The sequence below is a fragment of the Roseateles sp. GW835-FHT13E02 genome, assembly GCF_058794035.1.
This window is the reverse complement of the sequence record NZ_JBXAGJ010000008.1, coordinates 200,435-225,992: the sequence shown is the minus strand read 5'-3', so window position 1 is coordinate 225,992 and position 25,558 is coordinate 200,435. Positions and strand designations below refer to the sequence as shown.

The window sequence follows — 25,558 nt, the reverse complement described above, 5'->3', positions numbered from 1 at the left end:
GCGGGCCGGGCCAGACCCGGAACAGCTGCACGCTCTTGGCCGGCATGTGCGCGCACGACGGCCGCCCGCGTGGCAGCATCGCGATCTGAATTGTTGAACTCCTGCGAGGACCGCCCGCCATGCCCCGAACACCCGCCCTCCCCGCGTCGCTCCTGTCCGCTGCGTCGATCGCCTGCGCGGCCCTGGTCCTGGGAGGCTGCAGCAGCGTGCCGGAAGAAGTGCCGGGGCCTCCGGCCAAGGAGATGATCTACGCCGTGACCACGGCCCAGCAGTTGATCCAGTTCAATGCCGGCCAGCCCCAGCGGCTGCTGAGCAGCAAGCCGCTGCGCGGCCTGGCGCCGCAGGAGCGCCTGCTGGGCATCGACTACCGCGTGGCCAAGGGCCAGCTTTACGGCCTGGGCGCCAGCGGCCAGCTCTACCGCATCAACACCCAGGACGGCAGCGTCAGCACCGTGGGCACGCCATCGGCCTTGCCGAGCGAGGGTGCCCAGGAATGGGGCTTTGATTTCAACCCGACCGTGGACCGCATCCGCGTGGTCAACGACGCCGGTTTCAATCTGCGCCTGCACCCAGACACCGGCGCCGTGGTGGATGGCAACGCCGAACAGCCCGGCCTGCAATTCGATGGCCGCTTGGCTTTTGACGCCGGTGATGTGAACGCCGGCAAGCCCATGGCCCTGGTCGCCGCCGGCTACAGCTACAACAAGCGCGACGAGAAGATCACCACCAACTACGCACTCGAGGGCCGACAGGGCCTGCTGGTGCACCAGGGCAGCAAGGAAGGCGTGCAGCCCATGATCTCGCCCAACAGCGGGCGGCTGTTCACCATCGGCTCGCTGGGCATCGGGCCCTTCGAACGGGCCACGCTGGACATCTCCGACGTGTCAAACGCGGCCTACTCTGCCATCAGCCGGGGCAACAGCTCGACCTGGTACCGCATCGATCTGGAGACCGGCAGGGCCACACGCATCGGCACGATTGGCGGTGGCGCGGCGGTGGTGGGGGCGGCGATCGAGCCGTGAGGGCTGGGCGCGACTGAATCGATCCTTCAATCAGCCATGCCGCGCGAGACGCGGCCTGGCCTTCGCCGTGCATCGGTGGGTCCGCAGGGACCGGCTCGCTTCGCGGGCTCAGCCATGCCGCGCGAGACGCGGCCTGGCCTTCGCCGGGCGTCGGTGGGTCCGCAGGGACCCACCTCGGTCCCGGCTCAGTGCTGAAGAATCTTGGCCAGGAAGTCCTTGGCGCGCGGGGAGCGCTCCTCGGGCTTGCCGAAGAAGTCTTCGCGTTTGCAGTCCTCGATGATCTTGCCGGCGTCCATGAAGATGACGCGGCTGCTGACCTTTTTGGCGAAGCCCATCTCGTGGGTCACGCACATCATGGTCATGCCTTCCTGGGCCAGCTTGACCATCACGTCGAGCACCTCACCGACCATTTCCGGGTCCAGGGCCGAGGTGGGCTCGTCGAAGAGCATGACGATGGGGTCCATGCTGAGCGCACGGGCGATGGCCACGCGCTGCTGTTGGCCGCCGGAGAGCTGACCGGGGAATTTGTCCTTGTGCGCCGACAAGCCCACACGGTCCAGCATCTTGAGGCCGCGGGTCTTGGCATCGTCGGGCGTGCGGCCCAGCACCTTGATCTGGGCCAGGGTCAGGTTCTCGGTCACGCTGAGGTGCGGAAACAGCTCGAAGTGTTGGAACACCATGCCCACGCGCGAACGCAGCTTGGGCAGATTGGTCTTGGGGTCGGCCAAGGAGATGCCGTCGACAACGATGTCGCCCTTCTGGAAAGGCTCCAGTGCATTGACGGTCTTGATCAGCGTGGATTTGCCGGAGCCCGAAGGGCCGCAGACCACCACCACCTCACCCTTCTGGATGCTGGTGGAACAGTCGGTCAGCACCTGGAAGCTGCCGTACCACTTGGAGACGTTTTTGATGTCGATCATGGATGAACTCCTGATTGATTGTTTGAGCGCGCAGAGCTCAAACGGTGCCGGGCCGTCCCAAACCGTTTGAGCCCACCCTCGGGGGGCGGCGGTGTACGCACCGCCGGGGGCTGCATGACTAGCGGATGATGGCGATCTTCTTTTGCAGGCGGCGCACCAGCATGGACATGCCGAAGCAGATGGCGAAATAGACCAAGGTCGCTACCAGATAGGTTTCCACCGGACGGTTGAAATTGCGCCCTGCCGTTTCAAAACCCTTGAGCAGGTCGTAGGCGCCAATGGCATAGACCAGGGAGGTGTCCTGGAACAGGATGATGGTCTGGGTCAGCAGCACCGGCAGCATATTGCGGAAGGCCTGAGGCAGCACCACCAGCTGCATGGTCTGGCCGTAGCTCATGCCCATGGCGTAGCCGGCGTAGGTCTGGCCCTTGGGCACGCTCTGGATGCCGGCACGCATGATCTCGGCGTAGTAGGCGGCCTCGAACAAGGTGAAAGTCAGCACCGCCGAGATCTCCGCACCCAGCGGGCGGCCGATCACAAACGGGATCAGCAGGAAGAACCACAGAATCACCATCACCAGCGGAATGCTGCGCATGGTGTTGATGTAGCCAGCGGCCGGCAGCGCCAACCAGGGCTTGCCGGACAGGCGCATCAGGGCCAGCACCGTGCCCAGGGCGATGCCGCCCACCATGGCAACCAAGGTCAGCTGCACCGAGAAGTAAAAGCCCTGCAGCACATAGCTGCCGATGACGGACCAGTTGAGAAAGCTGAAATCAAGATTCATTGGGCGCTCCCCACCATACCGGGCACGCGGGCACGCAGTTCAATGACACGGGCCAGGGCAAAGATGGCGATCGAGGACACGAAGTAGAGGCCAGTGACGGCCAGATAGACCTCGATGCCGCGGGAGGTTTCTTCCTGGGCCTGGCGGGCGAACATGATGAGCTCGGGCACAGAGACGGCAAAGGCCACGGCCGAGTTCTTGACGATGCCCATCGCCTCGCTGGTCAGGGGCGGGATGATGATGCGCAGGGCCACCGGCAGCAGCACATAGCGGTAGGTCTGCGGCAGGGTCAGGCCCATGGCCAGGCCGGCACTGCGCTGACCACGCGGCAGGCTCTGGATGCCGGCCTTGACCTGCTCGGAAATCCGCGCCGAGGTGAAGAAACCCAGACCCAGCACCACCAGCAGGAAGCTGGGCACGGCCTTGAGCGCGGGCACCAGCTCGGGCGCCACGAAGTACCAGAGGAAGACCTGGACCAGCACGGGGATATTGCGAAACAGCTCGGTCCAGGCATCGCCGATCAGCACCAGGGCACGGCTCGGCGTGGTGCGCAAGATACCCACCAGCAGACCAAAGAACAGCGCCACAAGCAAGGCCAGGCCAGACACCGACAGCGTCCAGCCCCAGGCCGACATCATCCAATCCAGATAGGTGATCTCGCCTGCGTTGCCCATGCAACGCGGCATCACTTCCTGGTCAATGGTGTTCTTGCAGAACACCTGCCAATCCCATGTCGTCGCCACTACAGCTCTCCGATCAGAAAAACAGCGAGGCCACCGGGCGAGGTTTCCCGGCGGCCTCGTTCATGCAGACAGTGCGAAACCGTCTGGATTTTTCAGCCTGTCTTGCTCAGGCTCACTTCTTGGCGTAGTCCTCGGCCGGCTTGTCGTTCGGGTGGGCCCAGGCGTTCTTGGTGTTCTCGTTGGCCGGCATGCCCACCTTGGTGTTGGTCGGCGGGATGGGCTGCTCGAACCACTTGCTCCAGGTCTTGGCGATATCGCCGGACTTCATCTGGGCGATGATGCTGTCGTCCACGACCTTCTTGAAGGCCGGGTCGTCCTTGCGGATCATGATGGCGATCGGCTCGACCGACAGCACTTCACCGACGATCTTGAAATCAGCCGGGGTCTTGGCCTTGGCGATATTGCCGGCCAGGATGGCGCCGTCCATCACGAAAGCGTCGGCACGGCCCGACTCCAGCAGCAGGAAGCTGTCGGCGTGGTCCTTGCCGAACACTTCCTTGAAATCCACGCCGGTGGCGCGCTCATGCTTGCGCAGCAGTTGCACCGAGGTGGTGCCGGTGGTGGTGGCCACATTCTTGCCGTTGAGCTGGGCGATGCTGGTGATGCCGGAGCTGCCCTTCACGGCAATGCGCACTTCTTCCACGAAGGTGGTGACCGCAAAGGCCACGTCTTTTTGACGCGCCGCGTTGTTGGTGGTGGAGCCGCACTCGATGTCCACGGTGCCGTTCTGAACCAGAGGGATGCGGTTCTGCGAGGTGACCGGTTGGTACTTCACGTCCAGCTTGGCCAGACCCAGCGCCTTTTGCACATCGGCCAGGACCTTCTGGCAGATCTCGACGTGGTAACCCACATACTTGCCGTCACCCAGGGTGTAGGACAGCGCGCCCGAGGACTCACGCACACCCATGGTCACGCTGCCGCTGTCCTTGATCTTCTTCAAGGTGTCCTGGGCTTGCGCCTGGGACAAGCCGGCGGCGGCCAGCAAAGCGAGGGCGAGCAGAGATTTCTTGTTCATGAACATGCACTCCAGATTCAAAGGCGGGATGGAAGGCGAAAGGGATGGCACAAATGACCGACCGGGTCAGCGACACAAAGCCGCACAGTCTAAGCAAGGGCCCGGGTGGGCCGTATTAAATTTCCTAAAACGCGGCTCGGTGCGGCCCGGCGCAGCATGTGCAGAGCAGACCACGGCCAGGCCGCGCGCCAAATACGTGTTTTTACGCAGGACGGTCGGCAAGGAACCGACTCTCAAGCCTGGCGCTCAGGCCAGGCTCTTGTGCTGCGTCAGGAAATCCCAGAGGGCCTGGGCACCCGGCTTGCTGCGACGGCACAGCTCGGGCCGCTCACGATAGATGCGCAATTCCATGGTCAGCTCGAACTGCCCCGGCGGCGCCGCCTGCACCAGACGCTGCGCTTGCAGCTCTTTCTTGACTGAGCTGGCGGGCAGAAAGGTCAAGCCATGACCCTCCAGCGCCATGGCCTTGAGGCCTTCTGCCATATCGGTCTCGTAAATCGCGTCCAAGTTCAGGGGCAGCGTGCTGGCCTTGACGATCAGTTCGACCAGCCGACCGAGATAAGCCCCCGAGGCGTAGCTCAGAAAAGGGATCTTCTGCCCAGGATGGCCGGGCAGGCGGAACATGGGCTCGCCCTGGGCATCGGCGCGGGCGTAAGCGGCCAGGGTTTCATGGCCGAGTGAGGCCATCTGGTAACGCTCCGGATCCAGCTGCAAGGGCTGGCTGGCATGGTGATAGACGATCAGCAGATCGCAATTGCCTTCGCTGAGCTGCAGCATGGCATCGTGCACATTGAGCGCATTGAGCCGGCACTTCAGGGCTCCGAAGCGCTGGCGCAGGTCCATCAGCCAATGCGGGAAAAAGCTGAAGGCCAGCGAATGCGGCACGGCGAACTCGATCATGTCCTGGCCCGCCGACTGATGGCTGCGCAGCATATTGCGCGTGGCCTGCAGCTGCCCCAGGATCTCGACCGCTTGCGCCAGCAGGGTTTCACCCGCGCCAGTCAGCCGGGTCGGGTAGGACGAGCGATCGACCAGGTCCACCCCCGCCCAGGCTTCCAGCGCCTGGATCCGGCGCGAAAAGGCCGGCTGGGTGACATGCCGAAGCTGGGCCGAGCGCGAAAAGCTGCGCGTCTCGGCCAGGCTCACGAAATCTTCAAACCACTTGGTTTCCACGCTTTCAGTGTAGCCCGGCACACAGCCACCCCTGGGAAACCCTGTGCCGCTTGAACTTTCGGGCACGCGGCCCCCTCAAGTGGAGGGGGCCAGGTCATGCCCAAGGACGGAGACTGTGTTTACAGTCCACCCCAGGGAGAAGGGAAGCCACGGTCGCGACGACAAGAGCCACCGTTCCAACCCATCAATGCGTTTGTTAGCAACTGCAATCCATTTTTCGACCGAAACAACGGGACCGGCTCATGAAAGCTCTGAAGACTCTGGTGGCATCGACCTTGATCGCTGTGGCTGCTCCATCGATGGCAGGCGTCGTGAAGCAGACCCTGGACTTTGAAACCGTGCCGGTGACACGGAACAATCTGAAGACTGAGGTCAATCCGTATCAGGCTCAGAACATCACCTTCTCTGACGGTGCCTTTAGCCTGGGTAGCGTGGTCGAGTACGGCGAAGCCAGTGGTGCCACGGGCAACTTCTTCCGCGAGGCGTCTGTTTACGGCTCGATCACCAAGGGCGCGCTGGCCATGCTGCGCGCCCCGAACGACCCGATTTCTGGTCTGCCATCGATCTACATCAACGTCGCCGACGGTTTTGATACCGCGTTCTCGATGTTGTATACCTCCCTCGCGAACGTGAGCGGCACGGTTCAAATTTTCAGCGGCGCCAACGGCGAAGGCCAGGAATTGGTGAGCGGCGTGCTCGGCCCGATGTCCGGCGTCTGCACTTTGGAAGATGGCACGCCGGGCCCTTCTGGCGTCTTGTGCAACTGGACGAAGCTTCAGCTGGGTTTCACAGGCTCGGCACATTCCATCAAGATCACAGGCGCCAACGCGTCCTACTATTTTGATGACATTGCTTTGACTCGCACCTCGGGCAGCAACGTTCCCGAGCCGACCTCCATCGCTTTGAGCCTGGCGGCCCTGGGTGCCCTGGCTTTGTCGCGCAAGCGCAAGCAACAGGCCTGATTGACCCGCCAAAAGCCGCGGCAACTTTGAGCTGCCGTTCCCACGGAAAAGTCCGCCTAGCGCGGACTTTTTCTTTGTCTGAAACAGCTGATCTTCCTGCTGCGCTCAGGTCTCAGCGCCGCCGCTCTGCTGCAAACGCCACATGCGGGCGTAGAGGCCGTCCTGCTCCATCAAGACCGCGTGCGAGCCACGTTCAGCGATGCGGCCCCCTTCCATCACCAGGATCTCGTGGGCATCGACCACGGTGGACAAGCGGTGTGCAATGACCAGCACGGTCTTGTTCTGCGCTGCAGCCTCCAGCTCGGCCTGGATGGCGCGCTCGTTGCGCGAGTCCAGTGCCGAGGTGGCCTCGTCAAAAATCAGCAGCGGCGGATTCTTGAGCAGGGTGCGGGCGATCGCCACCCGCTGTTTTTCACCGCCGCTGAGCTTGAGCCCACGCTCGCCCACCAGGGTTTCATAGCCCCTGGGCGTGGCGCTGATGAAGTCATGGATGTGGGCGGCACGCGCGGCCTCTTCGATCTGCTCGCGGCTGGCGCCGGGGCGGCCGTAGGCGATGTTGTAAGCCACGGTGTCGTTGAACAGCACCGTGTCCTGCGGCACGATGCCGATGGCACGCCGCAGGCTCGACTGCGTCACCTCGGACAGCGCCTGTCCATCGATGGTGATGCGGCCGGAATCGACGTCGTAAAAACGATAGAGCAGCCGAGCCAGCGTGCTCTTACCCGCCCCGCTGGGGCCGACCACGGCCACTTTCTTGCCCGCCGGGATCTCAAAGCTCAGGCCTTGCAAGATCGGCCGGCTCAGCTCGTAGGCAAAGTGCACATCCTCGAAGCGCACCGCAGCGCCCTGCACCACCAGCTCACGGGCACCCGGCCGGTCCGCCACCTCGCGCTCGCGCTCCAGCAGGCCAAACATCTTGTCCAGGTCGGTCAGGCTTTGCTTGATCTCGCGGTAGATCACGCCGAGAAAATTCAGCGGGATGTAGAGCTGGATCATGAAGGCATTGACCATGACCAGGTCGCCCAGGCTCATGGTGCCCGCCACCACGCCGGCCGTGGCACGCCAGAGCATCAGCACCAGTGCGCTGGCGATGATCAGCTGCTGGCCGGTGTTCAGCAGTGACAGCGTGGACTGCGACTTCAGCTGGGCGCGGCGCAGCTTCTCCAGGCTTTCGTCGTAGCGGCGCGCCTCGAAGTCTTCGTTGTTGAAGTACTTGACCGTCTCGTAGTTCAGCAACGAGTCGATGGCCTTGCTGTGCGCCACCGAATCGAGCTCATTAAGCTGCTTGCGGAACTTGGTGCGCCACTCGGTCACCGTGATGGTGAAGCCGATGTAGAGCACCAGGGCGCCCAGCGTGATCCAGGCAAAGGATGCGTCGAACTTGAAGGCCAGCAGACCCAGCACCAAGGCCACCTCGATCAGCGTGGGCACGATGCTGTAGAGCGAGTACGAGATCAGCGAATGCACGGCGCGCGTGCCACGCTCGATGTCCCGGGTCATGCCGCCGGTCTGGCGCTCGAGATGGAAACGCAGGCTGAGGTCGTGCAGATGGCGGAACACCTGCAGCGAGATGCTGCGTGCCGTGCCCTCGGTGGCCTTGGCGAAGATCAGCTCGCGCAGCTCGGTGAACAGCGAGGTCGACAGGCGCAGGCCGCCGTAGGCGAGCAAGAGGCCCAGGGGCAGCACCAGCATGCTCTCCGTGGAGCCGGGCTTGATCGCCAGGCTGTCGACCAAGGACTTGAGCAAGAGCGGCACGCCCACATTGCTGAACTTGGCCGCCAGCATGAAGCCCAGGGCCAGGCCCACACGCCAGCGGTAGCGCCACAGATAGGGCAGCAGCTTGCGGATGGTGGCCCAATCCGATCGCGCGGGGGCCGCCGCGGGTGCGGAAGCCGGGGGGGCTGTCAAAGCAGCAGTTCTATCACGCATGGCTTGTCGTCGCTCAAAAGCGCAGGCCTCGCCCCAGGGGAGACGGCTCTGCAGCATCGGGTGTCATCAGGGCTGGATTCTCGGTGCTTTGCTCGCCAGAGGCCGAGCCGTCGCCAAATAGGCACGGCAGTTCAGCGTGGCCAGAGACTTGACCCTCCGAGGCCGATTCGATTGGCGGACAATTCATGCCTTCTCGAACCAGGAAACTCCATGAGCAGCAGCAGTAGCCCAACCAACAGCACCCCAGCCGCATCCGCCAGCACCGGTGCCCCAGCGCTGCCGCGTGAGCTGGTGCTGCGCGTGATGCCCATGCCAGCGGATGCCAATGCCAATGGCGATATCTTCGGTGGCTGGATCATGGCCCAGGTGGATCTGGCCGGCTCCGTGCAGCCGGCGCGTTTGTCGCGCGGCCGGGTCACCACGGTGGCCGTCAACGAGTTCATCTTCAAGCAGCGCGTCTCGGTCGGTGATTTGCTCTCGTTCTACTCGCAGATCACGCGCATCGGCCGCACCTCCATCACTGTGCGAGTCGAAGTGGTGGCTGAGCGCAACCCCATGAATCCAGAGGTGGTCAAGGTCACCGAGGCCAATCTGACCTATGTGGCCATCGACGACCAAGGCAAGCCCCGCCCCTTCGCTGAGCAAGCCTGAGCACCAGGACCGCATCCGGCCGACCATGGCTTCATCGGTTCTGATCCTCGGCGGCGGTGCCATCGGCAGCGCCGTGGCGGCGTATCTGTCCGCAGGCGGATGGCACGGCGAGATCCGCGTGCTGGAGCGCGACCCGAGTTACGCCCAGGCCTCATCGGCCCTGTCGGCCGCCTCGATCCGCCAGCAGTTCTCAACGCCGCTGAACATCGCCCTGTCGCAGTTCGGCCTGCAATGGCTGCGCGCCCATCCCGAATGCGGCCTCAGTGAGCAGGGCTACCTCTACTTGGCCGACACGGCCGAGCGCGCCGATGGACTGCGGGCCCTTCATGCCATCCAAACCGCGGCCGGCGCCGATATCGCGCTGATGCCGCCCGCCGAACTGAAGCAGCGTTGGCCTTGGCTGGCCTGCGAGGACCTGCACCTGGGCAGCTGGGGCCGCAGCGGTGAAGGCTGGTTCGACGGCTGGGCCTTGCTGCAGACCTTGCGTGCGCAAGCCTTGAACCAAGGCGTGCGCTACCTGGCCGATGAAGCGGTGGAGCTGCAGCGCGACAGCCACGGCGCGCTCAGCGGTGTGCGCACCCGAAAGGGTCAGGTCTTGCATGCCGACCTCTATGTGCTGGCCACCGGCGCCTGGTCGGGCACGCTGGCGGCCACGGCGGGCCTGGACCTGCCCATCAGCGCCAGGCGGCGCAGCGTTTACGTCTTCCGCAGCCCCGAGCCCGCGCCGGCCTGCCCGCTGCTGATCGACCCGACTGGCCTGTGGCTGCGGCCAGAGGGGCCGAACCAGTTCATCTGCGGCGGCACGCCGCTGAACGACGCGCCCGGCCTGCCGCTGGACCCGGAGGCCGATCTGTTTGAAGCATCGCTCTGGCCCGCCACGGCCCAGCGCGTGCCGGGCTTCGAGAGCCTGCGCCTGGAACGAGCCTGGGCCGGCTACTACGAGATGAACGACTTCGACCACAACGGCCTGGTCGGCGCCCTGCCTGGCTGCGCCAATCTGCTGCTGGCCTGCGGCTTCTCGGGCCATGGCCTGCAGCACGCGCCAGGCGTGGGCCGCGGCCTGGCCGAGTGGATTCGAACGGGCCGCTTCGAGACTCTGGACCTCAGGCCCTTGAGCCCCGCTCGGCTGGCGGCGAATCAGCCCTATCGCGAGCTCAATGTGATCTGAGCCCGCGGGGCCGGTGCTCAATCAAACTTTGAAAAATCCGGGGCGCGCTTTTGGAAGAAAGCCTGGAAGGCCTCCATCGCCTCAGGCGAGCGCAGCTTGGCGGCAAAGATCTCGGCCTCGACCTTGATCACCTCGTTCAGCTGCTCCTGGCTGTGGCGGCGCATCAGGCGCTTGCTCTCGCGCACGGCGCCGGGCGCCAAAGTGTTGAAGCGCTCGGCCACGCGGCGGGCATGGGCCACCACCTCGCTGCCCGGCAGCACCGCGTTGGCAATGCCGCATTCCACCGCATCGGGGCCGGTGAAGGGGTCGCCCAGCAGCAGCTTCTCGGCCGCCTTGACATGGCCCATCAGGCGCGGCACGACCAGGCTGGAGCCGAACTCGGGCACCAGGCCCAGGCCCACAAACGGCATGGCCAGGCGGGCGTCATCGGCCACGAAGACGAAATCACAGTGCAGCAGCAAGGTGGTGCCGATGCCGATGGCGGCGCCGTTGACGGCGGCAATCACCGGTTTCTCGCAGCCCAGCAGGGCGCGCATGAACTGGAACACCGGCGCGTCTTCATCGCGCGGCGGGCGGCTCATGAAGTCGTCGATGTCATTGCCCGAGGTGAAGATATTGGGCTGACCCTGGATCAGCACGGCACGCACCGTCTTGTCGCTGTTGACGGCGATCAGAGCCTCGGCCATGGCTTCGTACATGGCGCCGGTCAGCGCATTTTTTCTTTCGGGGCGGGCGATCTCGATCGTCGCCACGCCATTGACCACTGCCGTCTTGATGCTCATCTCAAACTCTCCTTGCAAGCCCGCCATTGTGCAGGCTGGATCTCATGCGGGCGGCCGCGCTCAGGCCGGCGGCTTGAGCTGCTGCCAATGGTTGGCCAGGTGCATCAGGTGGGCACGCTCGTACTGCGCCCGTGTCAGCTCGCCATAGGCGAAATGCGGGGCATAGGCGCCCTGGTGGCTGCTGAAGGACTCCATCGCGTCGAGCAGGCGCTGCACCGCCGTCTTCAAGGCCAGCGCCGGGTCCAGCGCGGCCGCGCCGGGAATCGGCTCATCCAGGCTGTGCGACATGGCGCCGCGCGCATCGAACCAGCTCCATGCAACGGCGCCCGCCGTGGCGCGGAACCAAGCGGGCTTGAGCTCGGGAAAGCCGCGCACCGAAAACTCGATGCTCTGCGCCGTGTGCTGCAGCATCTGCACCAGATTCCACTGCGCATTGCCGTGCAGGCGTGGTTCGCCGAACAGCAGTTCCAACACCGCCTCACGGGCATAACGCCAAGTCTTGAAGGACTGCAACTCGCCGCTGCAGCCCGCCAAGACTGTGGGCGCCAGCAGCAGCGCGCTGGCGCGCAGAAAACGGCGCCTTGCGGCGCCGTGCGGCCGAGCCATCAGAGGCGCTCGAGGATGCCGGCGGCGCCCTGACCTGCGCCCACGCACATGGTCACCATGCCGTACTTGGCACCGGTGCGACGCAGACCGTGGATCACGCTGGCGGCGCGGATGGCGCCGGTGGCGCCCAGCGGGTGACCCAGGGCGATGGCGCCGCCGTTCGGGTTCACCTTGCTGCGATCCAGCACGATGCCCTTGCTGTCCAGATCGTTCAGCACGGCCAGCGACTGGGCCGCGAAGGCTTCGTTCAGCTCAATCCAGCCCAGGTCGGCGGCGCTAATGCCAGCCAGCTTGAGCGCGGCGGGGATGGCCTCGATCGGGCCGATGCCCATGATTTCCGGCGGCACGCCACGCACGGCGAAGCTGACGAAGCGGGCCAGCGGCGTCAGGCCAAAGCGCTTGACGGCGGCTTCCGAAGCCACGATCAGGGCGCCGGCGCCGTCCGAGGTCTGCGAGCTGTTACCGGCGGTGACGCTGCCCTTGGCGGCGAACACCGGCTTGAGCTTGGCCAGGCCTTCGATCGAGGTGTCCTTGCGCGGGCCTTCGTCGACGCTGACGGTACGGCGGCGCTCGCTGATCGAGCCATCGGCCAGATTGGGCAGACGCTCGATGATCTCGAATGGCGTGGTCTCGGCTGCGAAGTGGCCGGCCTCGATGGCGGCCAGAGCGCGGCGGTGCGATTCCAGGGCGAAGGCGTCCTGGTCTTCGCGGCTGATCTTCCATTGCGCCGCCACCTTCTCGGCGGTCAGGCCCATGCCGTAGGCGATGCCGATGTTCTCGTCACGCTCAAAAATCAGCGGCGACAGCGAGGGCTTGTTGCCACCCATGGGCACCATGCTCATGGACTCGACACCGGCGGCGATCATCACCTCGGCCTCCCCGACACGGATGCGGTCCGCCGCCATTTGCAGGGCGGTGATGCCCGAGGCGCAGTAGCGGTTGACGGTCACGCCGCCGACGCTGTTGGGCAGGCCGGCCAGCACGGCGCCAACCCGGGCGATGTTCATGCCCTGCTCGCCTTCGGGGAAGGAGCAGCCGACGATGGCGTCTTCAATCGCCGCCGGGTCCAGACCTGGGGCTTGAGCCAACGCGGCCTGGATGGCGCGCACCAGCATCTCGTCGGGGCGGGTGTTCTTGTAGTAACCACGGCCCGACTTGCCGATGGGCAAACGGGTGGCGGCGCAGATAAACGCTTCTTGCACTTGCTTTGCCATGATGTTCAACCAACCTTTCAGTTCTTGGGGGTCTTGGGTATCCAAGCCCAGACAAATTCACATTCAACCGGGTTCACACCGGCCTCATCCGTCACCACCACCGACACGGTGACTTCACCTTTGGGCTCCGCCACCATCAGCTCGCGCTGGGCAGCGCTCAGCGTGGCGCGTGCCCGCATCGCACCGCTGGCACGCTTCTTGAAATCCACATGCATGGATTTGCACAGCGGCAGGCAGTCGTCGCGCACATTCATGCCGACCACCATGCCCGTCGCCGTCTCAGCCAGCAAGCCCATCGCCGCGGCATGAACGCCGCCAATATGGTTTTGCACCGCCCGCCGGTTGGCGATGGCGATCTCCGCCACCTCCGTATCCAGGTACACAAAGTCCAGCTTCGCCGTGCCTGTGAAAGGCACGGCACGCCGCAGCGCCAGATTGCGCGCCATCGGCCGCACAGCCGCCGGCCAGGCATCGAGCTTGGCCAAGGTGCGTGCGAGGCGATTGGGTGCGGAGCTCATCGTGTCTTCAGTGTTTGGGAGGCGTAGCGAGCGGACCCAGGGCTAGGCGCGGGTGCCCGCGAACAACCGGAGCGACCTTGAGGGTCGTGAGGATTGTTCGTGGGCTGCAACGACGCCATGGGTTCGCGCAGTAGCCTCAGTTCCGAACCGGTTTGCCGGTTTGGAGCATGCCCATGATGCGTTCTTGAGTCTTGGGATGCTCCAGCAGGCTGCAGAAGTGCTTGCGCTCCAGCGACATCAGGTACTCCTCGTCGACCAGAGAGCCGGCTTCCACCGCACCACCACAGACCACATCGGCGATCAAGGCGGCCAGATGGAAATCGTGCTGGCTGATGAAGCCACCGTCACGCATATTGGCCAGCTGGCCCTTGATGGTGGCGATGCCCGAGCGACCGGCGACCGGGAACTTGGCCTTGAGCGGCGGGCGGTAGCCCGACTCGAACAAGCCCTTGACCTGGGCGCTGGCGACGTGCAACAGCTCGTCCTTGTTGGGCACGATCACATCGCTGTCGAGCAGGAAGCCGTTCTTCTTGGCTTCCAGGGCCGAGGTCGCCACCTTGGCGGTGGCCGCGGTGGTGAAACCGTCCTTCAGGAAGGCGAACAGGTCGACGCCGGAATTGCCGGCTGCGGCCATTTCGGCCGCACGGCGGGCGATATAAGTCAGGCCGCCGCCACCGGGGATCAGGCCCACGCCCACTTCCACCAGGCCGACATAACTTTCCATGTGCGCGACACGGCGTGCGCAATGCACAGCCAGCTCGGCGCCGCCGCCCAGGGCCAGGCCACGCATGGCGGCCACCACCGGCACCTGGGCATAGCGGATGCGCAGCATCATGTCCTGCAGCTTCTTCTCTTCCGGCGCGATGCCCTTGGCTCCCGACTTCATGAAGACCGGCATCAGCGCTTCCAGATTGGCGCCGGCCGAGAAGACATCGTCCGGGCTCCAGATCACCAGGCCCTTGTAGCCGCTTTCCGCGATCTCGACAGCCTTGAGCAGGCCTTCGGTCACGGTCGGGCTGATCAGGTGCAGCTTGGCGGTGATGGAGGCGATGACGACTTCCTTGTCCAGCGTCCAGACGCGCACTTCCTCGTTCTTGAACAGCTCGGTGCCGGCCTTCAGCGGCTCGACGGCGCCTTCGCCGACCAGGCGTTCCGGGAAAGCCTGGCGGGCGTAGACCGGCAGCTCGGCACGGGCCTTGAACTTACCTTCCGCGGCGCTCCAGGAACCGTTGACGCTGTGCACGCCACCGTTCTCGGCCACCGGGCCTTCGAACACCCAAGCGGGCAGCGGCGCGCTGGCCAGGGTCTTGCCGGCGGCGATGTCTTCCTGGATCCACTCGGCCACTTGCTTCCAGCCGGCGGCTTGCCACAGCTCGAAAGGACCTTGTTGCGAGCCGAAGCCCCAGCGCATGGCGAAGTCGATTTCTCGAGCGGTGTCGGCCACGGTCGCCAGATGCACAGCCACGTAGTGGAAGCTGTCACGCAGGATGGACCAGAGGAACTGGGCCTGCGGGTTGCTCGATTCACGCAGCAGCTTGATGCGATCGGCCGCCGGCTTCTTGAGCATGCGGGCGACGATCTCGTCGGCCTTCTTGCCGCCAGCAACGTACTCGCCCGTGGCGAAGTCCAGACGCTGGATCTCCTTGCCGACCTTTTTGTAGAAGCCCGCGCCGGCCTTCTGGCCCAGGGCGCCCTTCTCGATCAGACCGGCCAGCACCTTGGGCGTGGCGTAGGTGCTGAAGAAAGGATCATCCTTCAGGTTGTCCTGCATGGTCTTGACCACATGGGCCATGGTGTCCAGGCCGACCACGTCCGCGGTGCGGAAGGTGCCGCTGGAGGCGCGGCCCAGCTTCTTGCCGGTCAGGTCGTCGACCAGATCCACCGACAAACCGAACTTTTCGGCCTCGATCATGGTGGCCATCATGCCGGCGATGCCAACCCGGTTGGCCACGAAGTTAGGCGTGTCATTGGCGCGCACCACACCCTTGCCGACGGCGGTGGTGACGAAGCCTTCCAGCTGATCGATCACTTCCGGACGGGTCGACGGGGTGTTGATCAGCTCCACCAGGTACATATAACGCGGCGGGTTGAAGAAATGGATGCCGCAGAAACGCGGCTTGATTTCTTCCGGCAGCACTTCGCTGAGCTTGGTGATGCTCAAGCCCGAGGTGTTGGAGGCGACGATGGCTTGCGGGGCGATGAAGGGCGCGATCTTGGTGTACAGATCGAGCTTCCAGTCCATGCGCTCGGCAATCGCCTCGATGATGAGGTCGCAGTCCTTGAGCAGCTCGAGGTGCTCTTCGTAATTGGCCTGCTGGATCAGCGCGGCGTCGGCCACATCGCCCAGGGGTGCGGGCTTGAGCTTCTTCAGGCCGTCGATGGCCTTGGACACGATGCCGTTCTTCGGGCCTTCCTTGGCCGGCAGGTCGAACAGCACCACCGGCACCTTGACGTTGACCAGATGCGCAGCGATCTGCGCGCCCATCACGCCAGCGCCGAGCACGGCGACTTTGCGAACTTGGAATCGACTCACGTACTTCTCCTTGGAAGAGCTTGTTGACTTGTTTGTTTGTTTTCTGTTCTCGCGGCGCAGCGCCGATCGTGGGCGCTGGGCTCGGATTCAATGCCCGCGGCGCAGCCAGGCTGGCCACGGCACAGCTTCAGTTCATTCCACGCGTTGCCAGACCTGGGTGCGGTAAAAGAAGGCGATGTAACCACGCATCTCCATCTTCTTGCCACCTTCAATCGGTGTCAGGCGCGCCTTGTAGGTCTTGCCGCTGTTGGGGTCCAGGATTTCGCCACCGGTCCAGTGCTCTTTGTCGCTGGCGTCTTGCTTGACGTTGCGCAGGATGGTCAGGCCGAGCACCGGCTTGTCCTTGCGGTCGTCGGCGCATTTCTCACACTTGGCGTCCTGCTTGGCCGGATCGAAGACCTTCTCGATCGTGCCGGTCAGTACGCCACCGCTTTCGGTGATGCGGACCAGGGACTTCTCGGTCTTGCCGTCGTCGTCGATGGTCTTCCACAGGCCCACCGGGGTGGTCTGGGCCGAGGCCATTGCGGCAACAAGGCTGAGTACGGCAGCGGCGAACACGTTCTTCATGGCGTCTCCTGGTTTCGTGTGAAAAGCCCGGCTCTGGCGGCCGGGCTGGGGCGAAGCTTGAACGGCGGGTGCTTAGAACAGCGCCTCGTCCATTTCCATCAGCGGCTGCAGACCGGCACGGGCGGTGCGGATCAGGGTGGCCGTCTCCGGCAGCAGCTTCGCAAAATAGAAGCGGGCTGTCGAGAGCTTGGCGGTGTAGAACTTGTCGCCGCTGGCTTGCTTCTCCAGCGCCACCTTGGCCATGCGGGCCCAGAAGTAGGCGAAGGTCAGGTGACCCACCACACGCAGGTAGTCGACCGCCGCCGCGCCCACTTCATCGGGGTTCTGGAAGGCCTTCATGCCGATCTCGGTGGTCAGCTTGGTGACCTTGTCGCCCAGGTCGGCCAGCGGGTTGATGAACTCCTGCATGGCCTCGTTGGTGCCCTCTTCCTCGACGAAGGCAGCGATCTTCTTGCCGAATTTCTTCAGCTTGGCGCCGTTGTCGCCGAGGATCTTGCGGCCCAACAAGTCCAGCGACTGGATGGTGTTGGTACCTTCGTAGATCATGTTGATGCGCGCGTCGCGCACGAACTGCTCCATGCCCCACTCGTGGATGAAGCCATGGCCGCCGAAGACCTGCATGCAGTGCGAGGTGGCGATCCAGCCGTTGTCAGTGATGAAGGCCTTGATGATGGGCGTCAGCAGCGCGACTTCGTCGTCGGCGGCCTTGCGCTCGTCTTCGTCGTCCGAGCTCAGGGCCTTGTCCAGGGTCATGGCCACATAGGTCGACAGGGCGCGGCCGCCTTCGGCATAGGCACGCGCGGTCAGCAGCATCTTGCGCACATCGGGGTGGACGATGATGGGGTCGGCCGCCTTCTCGGGCGCCTTGGGGCCGCTCAGCGCGCGCATCTGGATGCGGTCCTTGGCGTAGGCGGCGGCGTTCTGGTAGGCCACTTCGGTCAGGCCCAGGGACTGGTTGCCCACGCCCAGGCGGGCGGCGTTCATCATCACGAACATGGCGGCCAGGCCCTTGTTCGGCTGGCCGACGAGGGTGCCGACCGCGTCTTCCAGCACCATCTGGCAGGTCGAGTTGGCATGGATGCCCATCTTGTGCTCGAGGCCGGCGCAGAAGATGCCGTTGCGTGCACCCAGGCTGCCATCGGCATTGACCAGGAACTTGGGCACCACGAAGAGCGAGATGCCCTTGGAGCCTTCGGGTGCGTCCGGCAGGCGGGCCAGCACCAGGTGGATGATGTTCTCCACCATATTGTGTTCACCCGCCGAGATGAAGATCTTGGCACCGGTGATCTTGTAAGTGCCATCGGCTTGCGGCACAGCCTTGGTGCGCAGCATGCCCAGGTCAGTACCGCAATGGGGTTCGGTCAGGCACATGGTGCCGGTCCACTCGCCGCTGGTCAGCTTGGGCAGGTAGGTGGCTTGCTGCTCGGGCGTGCCGTGGGCATGCAGGCACTCGTAGGCGCCATGGCTCAGGCCCGGATACATGGTCCAGGCCTGGTTGGCCGAATTCATCATCTCGTAGAAGCTCTGGTTGACCACCAGAGGCAGGCCTTGACCGCCGTACTCGGGGTCGCAGCCCAGGGCCGGCCAGCCGCCTTCCACATACTTGGCATAGGCTTCCTTGAAGCCCTTGGGCGGCGTGACCTCGTGCGTGGTCTTGTCCAGGGCGCAACCTTCGGCATCACCGCTCAGATTCAGAGGCGCCAACACTTCGGCCGCAAACTTGCCGCCTTCTTCCAGCACGGCATTGATGGTGTCGGCATCGATGTCAGCGTGCTTGGGGCACTGCTTGAGCTCGTCGACGATGTTCAGCACTTCGTGCATCACAAACTGCATGTCGCGCAGCGGCGGGTTGTACTGGGGCATGGTGTGCTCCTGGTTTCGAACGGAAAGGGAAATGAATCGGCTCAGCTTCGGCGGCTCTTGGCCGCCGACTTGGGAGGTGTGGATTTCGGGGCGTTCAACGCTGCCTCGGCCTGCAGGCCGGCCTCGGTGGCGTAGAACTGGATGGTTCGCTCAAAGCCCACGCCGGCGCGGTCGAGCGCACCAGGCTTGCGCATGAAACGGGCATCGTGGTGCAGAGACAAAATCAGGCCGTGCAGCTCGAACAGGATCTGCTCGACATCGGCGTCGGCATGCAGATGCCCTTCCTGCTGCGCCAGCACAATGGCTTTGTGCAGGGCGGCATGCCAGGCCTTGACCATGGCCACGAGGGCATCGCGCACCGGGCCGGGCCGGTCGTCAAACTCGACCGCACCGCTGATGTAGATGCAGCCCGAGTCGATTTCCACCGACACCCGGCGCACCCAGCGCTCGAACAGGGCGCGCAGGCGCGGCAGGCCGCGCGGCTCGCGGATGGCGGTGTAGAAGACCTCTTCCTCGAACTTGGCGTGGTACTCCATCACCACGGCGATCTGCAACTCTTCGCGCGACCCGAAATGGGCGAATACGCCCGACTTGCTCATCTTGGTCACATCGGCCAGCGCACCGATCGACAGGCCCTCCAGGCCCATGTGCGAGGCCAGGCCCAGGGCGGCCTCCAGAATCACCGCCCGGGTGTGCTGGCCTTTTTGCAGCGAGCGCGCCACCCGCGCAGGCTTGGCCGCGGGCTCGGCGGCCGGGCCAGTGCTGGAGCGGGTGCTGGGGTTGAGTGACACGGGTGAAATCCTGCGGGTTCGGTGGACGGCCCCGTCATGCGACCTGGACCATGCCGGACATAATAAAACGAACGGTCGTTCTATTTTGCAGAAAGCACGGCCTTCCAGGCAAGGATTTGTCACGGATTTTTAGAGGCAGGCATCTAGCAAGCCCCTGCTGCCGGCGCCTGACAGAGGGAGACAGCTCAACGCAGAGCACACGGCACACCTGCTCGCGCCGGAGGCCAAACTTTGCATTGGACGCGCACCACCATGACAAACACATGAACGGGTCGCGCCGCGCCCACAACCCACCTTGACTGCCGCCCAAGCAAGGCGTCAGCCCCCATGGCATGCTTGAGTCCGGCACCGTTCTTGCAGTACGCTTCAAGCAGGAGGTCAGCCCCGTGGATGTGCTTCAACTGGATGTCTCTGGTCGGCCGCAGGCCTGGATCACCACGCGCGATGCCGCAGTCATCTACGCCAGCGACGGCATTGCCTGGACCCTGGGCCAGCCCTGCCAGGTGCTGCGCGGCGGTCTGCAGCGGCGTACCGGCCTGCAGTCGCGCATCGAGGTCCACCCCATCATCGCCGTGCGCGGCGCCGTGCCGAGTCGTGCCTGGCGCCAGGCCCCTGCCCTGACGAACAACAAGCTGTTCGTGCGCGACCGCTACACCTGCGCCTACTGCGGCCATCGCTTTCATCCCGACGATCTGACACGCGAGCACATCCAGCCCAGCTCGCGCGGCGGCCCGGACAGCTGGATGAATTGCATCACCGCCTGCCGCAGCTGCAACGGCCGCAAAGGCAGCCGCCTGCCCGAGGAGGCCCATATGAGCCTGCTCTACCTGCCCTATGTGCCCAATCTGCACGAAGACATGATCCTGCGCGGCCGCCGCATCCTGGCCGATCAGATGGATTTTCTGTGTCAGTGTCTGCCCAAGACCTCTCGCCTCTGGCGAGAACACCACCACTAACCTCACGGGCGGTGTGGCGTGCTAGCGCCACATCAGCGCCGGGATGAGCGGCCAAAGCACCAGCTGGCGATCCGCTTGCGGTAATTCTCGATAGCCCGCTAGTGAAAGTCACGGCTCGACAGACTCAGGCTGCCCAGCAAAGAAGTCAGATCTGTTACCTGACCCACGATGATGTTTCGCACCTCTCCCTCGCGTTGCCATCGCCCTTTCACCCCCAGCAGCTTTGCATTCAGGATGGCTTGACGCTGCTGCTTCAGCACATCACGCCAAACCACCAGCTGCACATCACCGGTCTCATCTTCAAGGGACATGAACGTCACACCGCTGGCTGTTTCCGGCTGCTGCCTCACCGTCACAAGGCCCGCGTAACGAACCGGCCGGCCATCAGACAGGTCGTGAAGCTCCGCTGCCGTGCTGAATCGCATTTCGGACAACCGTCGACGCACAAAGGCCAGCGGATGGCGACGCAGGGACAATCCCAGCGCTGCATGATCCCAAAGCACCTCCTCTTCTTCAGGTGCTGCCTCAAGTTCGAGGGTGGCCTCATCAATGCACGCCTGCTGCAAAAGCTCCGGCGCGCCGGTCCAGCCCGCTGCATCCCAGACCTGTTGGCGACGATGGCCGGACAAAGCCATCAACGCGTCAGCAGCCGCAAGCTGGCCCATGTGATGCGGAGCCAGCCCTGCTCGTCGAGCCAAGTCTTCGGTGTTGACGAAAGGCGCGAGAGCTCGCGCCGCAACAATTCGTTCGATAGCGTCCCCGGGCAGCCCTGCCACGAACCGCAAGCCGAGCCGCACCGCAGGCCGATCAGCCCCCTCAATCTCCTCCAGGGAGCAGTCGCCAAAGCTCACCAGCACATCCACGGGCCTGACTTGGACGCCATGCGCGACTGCGTCACGAACCAATTGGCGCGGGGTATAGAACCCCAAAGGCTGCGAGTTCAGCATGGCGCAGAGAAACTCGGCTGGATGTCGGCACTTCAACCAGCAACTGGCATAAACCAACAGAGCAAACGATGCAGCATGCGACTCCGGAAATCCGTAGGAACTGAAGCCCTTCACTTGCTCGATGATCCCTTGCGCGAACTCGAGGGTGTAGCCATTTGCGAGCAGCCCACCAATGAGCCGCCCCTCATACTTTCCCAGCCCCCCTTTGCGCTTCCAGGCCGCCATCGCTCGCCGCAAGCCATCGGCTTCATCAGGGCTGAAGCCAGCCGCCAGCACCGCGATTTGCATGCACTGCTCCTGAAAGACAGGGACGCCCAAAGTGCGTCCCAAGGCCTCCCTCAAGGCTTCACTGGGGTAGGTGATTGGCGCTTTGCCTTGGCGACGATTGAGATAGGGATGAACAGCACCCCCTTGAATAGGGCCGGGGCGTACCAAGGCCACCTCGACGACGAGGTCATAGAAGCAACGCGGCTGCAAGCGAGGGAGCATCTGACGCTGGGCACGTGATTCAATCTGGAAGACCCCCACCGTATCAGCCTTGCAAATCATGTCGTACGTGGCGGGATCTTCCGCCGGAATATCCTGCATCTCCATCGCAAGACCCTGTCGCGCGCCAATCAGATCCAGCGTCTTTCGAATGGCCGTGAGCATGCCCAGGGCCAGCACATCGACCTTGAGCAAGCCCAAGGCATCGATGTCATCCTTGTCCCACTCGATGACGGTGCGATTCTTCATCGACGCGTTCTCGATGGGAACAATGCGGCTGAGCGGACCTCGCGTCAGCACAAAACCGCCCGTGTGCTGGCTTAAGTGGCGAGGCATGCCTATGAGCTGAGCACTCAGTTTGATCAGTTGCTGTATCGCCAGGGAATTGGCATCCACTCCCACCTCTGCCAAACGCTGGGCATCCAACCCTTGCCCGTCGAACCATTGACAAGTACGCGCCATCACCCTGACCTGTTCGAGCGAAAAGCCCAGCGCTTTACCTACATCTTGTATGGCACCACGAGTGCGATAGGTCGCCACCGCCGCCGTCAGTGCAGCTCGTGTACGCCCATACTTTCGATAGAGATACTGAATCACCTCTTCTCGCCGCTCATGCTCGAAATCAACATCAATGTCAGGAGGCTCTTTGCGTTCACGACTGATGAATCGCTCGACCAGAACCACGGCACGCGCGGGATCGACCTCGGTGATTCCTAAGCAGTAGCAAACGGCGCTGTTCGCGGCACTCCCACGTCCTTGGCAGAGAATGCGTCGACTGCGCGCAAAGGCCACGATGTCGTACACGGTGAGGAAGTAATGCTCATAGCCAAGCTCGCCAATGAGATTCAATTCGTGCTCGATCTGAGCTCGCACCTTCGCCGGAGTACCGCTGGGCCATCGTCGAATGGCCCCCTCGTAGGCCAGACGGCGCAAATAGCAGCTCGCTGATTCCCCCTCCGGAACCAGTTCGGCGGGATATTCGTAGCGGAGCTCATCGAGTGAAAAATTGCAACGCGCAGCGATCTTGAGCGATTCGCGCAGCAAACCCGGTTGTCCTGCGTAGCGATTGGCCAAGCTCAAGCGAGAGCGCAAACGGCGCTCCGCATTCCCTGCCAACTCCGTCCCGCAATCTGTCAAGGGCTTTCGCAAACGAATGGCTGTCATGACATCCAAGAGCGGTTTGCGGGAGCGCACATGCATCTGCACATCACCCGTGGCCACGAGGGGGATCGCCGTCAGCTCGCTGGCTTGCGACAGTCGCTCCATCACGATCTCGTCATCCAGGAGCTTCAGTTGCTCGACACCCAACCAGACACGCCCCATGAAGTTCTTCAGCAACCAGCGGGCAATTTCGTTGCAATGGGTTTGAGAACTGTGGCGTGCTGGGACAGCGATAAGCACGCAATCCTCAAGCTGTGACGGAATGATGGCTTCTTGCAGCAAGCGATAGCTGCCCTTGGTCGCTTCGCAACGAAGCCCGGTGATGAATTCGCAAAGGTTTCCGTAGCCTTGCAGATTGCAAGCCAGCACCACCAACACGAACGGCGTCGCACCTTCGACTTGAAACTGACTGCCAATGAGAAGTTTGATACCCGCCTCTTTCGCGGCCACATGAGCGCGAACCACCCCTGCCAAACTGCAATAGTCCGTCAGCGCAATTGCCGTGTAACCCAGAGCAGCAGCACGCTCAACCAGCTCACAGGGTCGACTTGCCCCGGTCAGGAAAGAAAAATTGCTGATGCAACGCAGTTCGGCATACGCAATCTGCAAGCCTTCGTCCATTGCACGGCCTCATGAAAAAAAACCATGAAGCCACCAAGCGGCATCATCAGAAAGGCGCGTCTGAAAAATCCACAACAAGCCAGCCTGCTCACTCCAAGCGAGCCAATAGTCGCGCACCACATTGCACATGTGCTGTGCAACCTCGTCACGATGCCACCACCCATCTTCGACAGCATGGGGGCCCGCAAGCAGCTTGAGCGCGCCCTGATACTCCGGCCGCCCATTTCGAACCGCCAATTTCAGCGGTTGCTCCAAAATGAAAGAGGGCGCAGGGTAGCGTGACGGCTGAGCTTTCCTGCGCGGCAAAGGCTCAGCCGCAGGCTGCCAAGTGCAGGACCATTCCAAACGATTGTCGTCACCAAGCACCGGGCGACAAACACGTTCGGCCCCCAACCTTGCAGCCAGTCGTTCTTGCAACATCGACACACTCTCTCGCGCCAAAACCACATCGGGCAACAAGGACGCACTGCGCTCCAATAAGGGCTCAACTTCGGTGGCTTGCAATTCCAAGTCACCAACGGGAGCCAGCAATTTCACTTGGGCCAGGTTCTCTGCAAGCAAGCGAAACAAATGCTCGATGTCTCGCGTCGCCACCGCGGTGCGAACGACCAGACTCCCCCCTGCGCCTGCGTCTTTGGCGCGCATGCTGTCGTGCCCCCACTTCAATGTGAAAGCAAGCACGCCCGCGTGACGCGCGCTCAACCACCCCCCGAGCTGAAGCAAGAGTTGACGAGCGCCGACCAAAAGCGCTGACGCATGCTCGACCCGAAACGGCAGCTCCAACTTGGTTTGAAAACGCTCCGGCAATTGAACCCAGGCGTGAGCCTCGGGCTGCCGACCGTAGATCTGATCCAGCGCCCCAAGCAACTCCTTGTCAAAGCGTCGACTGATGCCTGCTCGAGGCAAGCGGCGCACATCCCCCAGAGAGCGAGCCCCAATGCGCATCAGCACAGGCAAATGCGGTCGCACGGCGCTCAGAACATGCATCGGCAATGGATCCAACATGGCTTCAAGATCACGCTTCAATCCGTTCTCGACGCCAGCGCGAGCAAAGGCCAATGCGGCCAGACTGTTGGGCCCCCATGCCAAAGCCTTCACACCAAACCCTGCACACTCCGCAAGAACACGGTCACGCAAGGCGCGCCGCCCTTTGAACAGCCTCGTACTGGCCTCCACCTCCATTGCCACAGCCTCCTCGACCAAGCTGACTCTGGGCGTGAACTGCAAAGCCCAAAAAGCCAGCGCTTGAAGAGATGCGTCAATGGGGGACGACGTCGCGCTCAAATCCGGTCGTCGAAGTACGCACCACAACATCAGGCACTCGCAAGGTAAGACGGCTTGGATAACGCAAGCGCTGGGTCATGATGTCCATGAGACCGCCAGGAACAGACATCAAGCGCAGTTCGGCATCGAAACTCGGACCGCGACGTTTGAAAATTCGTACACAGAGTTCCCAGTCCTCCGACACACGAACCTGCAAACGAAGCGGCGCCGCTGAAGACTCGCCCGCCACAAGGGCCGGGCGAAACACGAAAACAGGTGCATCACACCCCGAGGCCAACACCTGCAAGCGCCGAACTTGCTCGGCACGCACCTGCGGCAGCCAAGTCAAGACCGCTCCGCAAGCATTGCTCTTGATAGCTTGCTCCGTTGCCCACAGGCGTTCATGAGGCTTTTCAACATCCACCCAAAGCAACCGATTCGAATCGATGCCATCGCAACACAAGCCAGGAGGGTGCGGACGGTACGGAGGGCCGATGACGGCAATATCACGCCCTCTTTCACTCACAGCGCGCAGCGCAGCAGATGCCAGACGCCACTCCAGCAAGGCAGCCCGATTGATCAAGACCTCAGTCAAGCCGCGGCAGGGCCAACCATGCCCTGGAAGCTCGGCATCCAGGGCCGCGAACCCTGTAGACAGGGTGAGCTCCGCAGTTTGGCCCAGCTGATCGCCACGCCAAACCGCCGCTTCCACCTTCGACGGCAAGGCGCGGAAAGCCGGGAGTGGCGGCCGGCAATCGAATGCGAAGGAAGGGGTGGGTGGCCCTGCCTCGACGGATGGTAGAGAACGCATGATGGTGTGAGAACCTTTTTGGTACTGTATTTTTATACAGTATATTGATCATCTCACCCATCACACTCAATT

The 25,558-nt window shown here is 63.4% G+C and carries 22 protein-coding genes; 5 read left to right on the top strand and 17 right to left on the bottom strand.

All coding sequences use genetic code 11. The annotated features are described in order from the left end of the window. Positions 1 to 119 precede the first annotated feature (119 nt). Positions 120 to 1,022, top strand: coding sequence for a DUF4394 domain-containing protein (locus AC1Q6P_RS10390; RefSeq protein ID WP_492663804.1), 903 nt, complete (start codon positions 120 to 122; stop codon positions 1,020 to 1,022). 185 nt (positions 1,023 to 1,207) lie between these two features. Here the strand turns inward: AC1Q6P_RS10390 and AC1Q6P_RS10385 are convergent, their stop codons facing one another. The 5 genes from AC1Q6P_RS10385 to AC1Q6P_RS10365 all read right to left on the bottom strand — a co-directional run bounded on the left by AC1Q6P_RS10385 (position 1,208) and on the right by AC1Q6P_RS10365 (position 5,657). Further along, entirely contained in the window at positions 1,208 to 1,942 is a 735-nt protein-coding gene (locus tag AC1Q6P_RS10385; protein WP_171827630.1) for an amino acid ABC transporter ATP-binding protein, read from the bottom strand. Positions 1,943 to 2,060: 118 nt separating this feature from the next. After that, positions 2,061 to 2,726 carry an amino acid ABC transporter permease gene (locus tag AC1Q6P_RS10380; protein ID WP_171827631.1) on the bottom strand — a complete coding sequence of 222 codons (666 nt, stop codon included), beginning with the start codon at positions 2,724 to 2,726 and terminating at the stop codon, positions 2,061 to 2,063. After that, positions 2,723 to 3,412 carry an amino acid ABC transporter permease gene (locus AC1Q6P_RS10375; RefSeq protein WP_171827785.1) on the bottom strand — a complete coding sequence of 230 codons (690 nt, stop codon included), beginning with the start codon at positions 3,410 to 3,412 and terminating at the stop codon, positions 2,723 to 2,725. The genes AC1Q6P_RS10380 and AC1Q6P_RS10375 overlap by 4 nt, the downstream gene beginning before the upstream one ends. Positions 3,413 to 3,581: 169 nt before the next feature. Then, positions 3,582 to 4,484 carry an amino acid ABC transporter substrate-binding protein gene (locus tag AC1Q6P_RS10370; RefSeq protein WP_492663803.1) on the bottom strand — a complete coding sequence of 301 codons (903 nt, stop codon included), beginning with the start codon at positions 4,482 to 4,484 and terminating at the stop codon, positions 3,582 to 3,584. A 246-nt stretch (positions 4,485 to 4,730) separates the two neighbouring features. Continuing rightward, entirely contained in the window at positions 4,731 to 5,657 is a 927-nt protein-coding gene (locus AC1Q6P_RS10365; protein WP_102766594.1) for a LysR family transcriptional regulator, read from the bottom strand. Positions 5,658 to 5,899: 242 nt separating this feature from the next. Between AC1Q6P_RS10365 and AC1Q6P_RS10360 the strand changes: the two genes are divergently transcribed. Beyond that, the gene (locus AC1Q6P_RS10360) at positions 5,900 to 6,619 is read left to right on the top strand and encodes a PEP-CTERM sorting domain-containing protein (protein WP_492663802.1); all 720 of its coding nucleotides are present in this window, start codon (positions 5,900 to 5,902) and stop codon (positions 6,617 to 6,619) included. Positions 6,620 to 6,724: 105 nt separating this feature from the next. Here the strand turns inward: AC1Q6P_RS10360 and AC1Q6P_RS10355 are convergent, their stop codons facing one another. Then, a complete protein-coding gene (locus AC1Q6P_RS10355; RefSeq protein ID WP_492663801.1) occupies positions 6,725 to 8,548 on the bottom strand; it encodes an ABCB family ABC transporter ATP-binding protein/permease in 1,824 nt (607 codons plus the stop codon). A 210-nt stretch (positions 8,549 to 8,758) separates the two neighbouring features. Between AC1Q6P_RS10355 and AC1Q6P_RS10350 the strand changes: the two genes are divergently transcribed. Further along, complete coding sequence (locus AC1Q6P_RS10350) at positions 8,759 to 9,199, top strand: acyl-CoA thioesterase (RefSeq protein ID WP_492663800.1); 441 nt, start codon at positions 8,759 to 8,761, stop codon at positions 9,197 to 9,199. A gap of 25 nt (positions 9,200 to 9,224) precedes the next feature. Beyond that, positions 9,225 to 10,367, top strand: a complete 1,143-nt coding sequence (locus tag AC1Q6P_RS10345; protein WP_492663799.1) for an NAD(P)/FAD-dependent oxidoreductase — start codon at positions 9,225 to 9,227, stop codon at positions 10,365 to 10,367. A gap of 17 nt (positions 10,368 to 10,384) precedes the next feature. On the opposite strand, the gene AC1Q6P_RS10340 is transcribed toward AC1Q6P_RS10345, so the two are convergent. The 8 genes from AC1Q6P_RS10340 to AC1Q6P_RS10305 all read right to left on the bottom strand — a co-directional run bounded on the left by AC1Q6P_RS10340 (position 10,385) and on the right by AC1Q6P_RS10305 (position 19,241). Continuing rightward, positions 10,385 to 11,149, bottom strand: a complete 765-nt coding sequence (locus tag AC1Q6P_RS10340) for an enoyl-CoA hydratase (protein WP_102766211.1) — start codon at positions 11,147 to 11,149, stop codon at positions 10,385 to 10,387. Between the two features lie 60 nt (positions 11,150 to 11,209). After that, positions 11,210 to 11,755, bottom strand: coding sequence for a DUF1569 domain-containing protein (locus AC1Q6P_RS10335; protein ID WP_492663798.1), 546 nt, complete (start codon positions 11,753 to 11,755; stop codon positions 11,210 to 11,212). Next, positions 11,755 to 12,969, bottom strand: a complete 1,215-nt coding sequence (locus AC1Q6P_RS10330; protein ID WP_171827639.1) for an acetyl-CoA C-acyltransferase — start codon at positions 12,967 to 12,969, stop codon at positions 11,755 to 11,757. Before AC1Q6P_RS10330 ends, AC1Q6P_RS10335 begins: the two co-directional genes overlap by 1 nt. Before the next feature lie 17 nt (positions 12,970 to 12,986). After that, a complete protein-coding gene (locus AC1Q6P_RS10325) occupies positions 12,987 to 13,487 on the bottom strand; it encodes a DUF4442 domain-containing protein (protein ID WP_492663797.1) in 501 nt (166 codons plus the stop codon). Positions 13,488 to 13,623: 136 nt separating this feature from the next. Then, on the bottom strand, positions 13,624 to 16,020 hold the full coding sequence (locus AC1Q6P_RS10320) for a 3-hydroxyacyl-CoA dehydrogenase/enoyl-CoA hydratase family protein (protein ID WP_492663796.1): 2,397 nt from the start codon (positions 16,018 to 16,020) through the stop codon (positions 13,624 to 13,626). Positions 16,021 to 16,152: 132 nt separating this feature from the next. Then, on the bottom strand, positions 16,153 to 16,587 hold the full coding sequence (locus tag AC1Q6P_RS10315) for a DUF2147 domain-containing protein (protein ID WP_492663795.1): 435 nt from the start codon (positions 16,585 to 16,587) through the stop codon (positions 16,153 to 16,155). A 72-nt stretch (positions 16,588 to 16,659) separates the two neighbouring features. Then, positions 16,660 to 18,450, bottom strand: coding sequence for an acyl-CoA dehydrogenase C-terminal domain-containing protein (locus AC1Q6P_RS10310; RefSeq protein ID WP_171827643.1), 1,791 nt, complete (start codon positions 18,448 to 18,450; stop codon positions 16,660 to 16,662). A gap of 41 nt (positions 18,451 to 18,491) precedes the next feature. Next, positions 18,492 to 19,241: a TetR/AcrR family transcriptional regulator gene (locus tag AC1Q6P_RS10305; RefSeq protein WP_102766205.1), complete on the bottom strand. Its 750-nt coding sequence runs from the start codon at positions 19,239 to 19,241 to the stop codon at positions 18,492 to 18,494. A 386-nt stretch (positions 19,242 to 19,627) separates the two neighbouring features. Here AC1Q6P_RS10305 and AC1Q6P_RS10300 point away from each other — a divergent pair, with 386 nt between their 5' ends. Next, positions 19,628 to 20,197 (top strand): HNH endonuclease, encoded by a 570-nt coding sequence (locus AC1Q6P_RS10300; RefSeq protein WP_271010366.1) that lies wholly within the window; start codon positions 19,628 to 19,630, stop codon positions 20,195 to 20,197. Between the two features lie 98 nt (positions 20,198 to 20,295). On the opposite strand, the gene AC1Q6P_RS10295 is transcribed toward AC1Q6P_RS10300, so the two are convergent. Genes AC1Q6P_RS10295 through imuA form a run of 3 tightly spaced genes read right to left on the bottom strand, consistent with a single transcriptional unit; the run spans position 20,296 to position 25,399 of the window. Further along, on the bottom strand, positions 20,296 to 23,412 hold the full coding sequence (locus AC1Q6P_RS10295) for an error-prone DNA polymerase (RefSeq protein WP_271010367.1): 3,117 nt from the start codon (positions 23,410 to 23,412) through the stop codon (positions 20,296 to 20,298). A 9-nt stretch (positions 23,413 to 23,421) separates the two neighbouring features. Further along, positions 23,422 to 24,696, bottom strand: coding sequence for a Y-family DNA polymerase (locus AC1Q6P_RS10290; protein WP_223696745.1), 1,275 nt, complete (start codon positions 24,694 to 24,696; stop codon positions 23,422 to 23,424). Beyond that, positions 24,671 to 25,399 (bottom strand): translesion DNA synthesis-associated protein ImuA, encoded by a 729-nt coding sequence (gene imuA, locus AC1Q6P_RS10285; RefSeq protein WP_171827646.1) that lies wholly within the window; start codon positions 25,397 to 25,399, stop codon positions 24,671 to 24,673. The genes AC1Q6P_RS10290 and imuA overlap by 26 nt, the downstream gene beginning before the upstream one ends. Between the last annotated feature and the right edge of the window lie 159 nt (positions 25,400 to 25,558).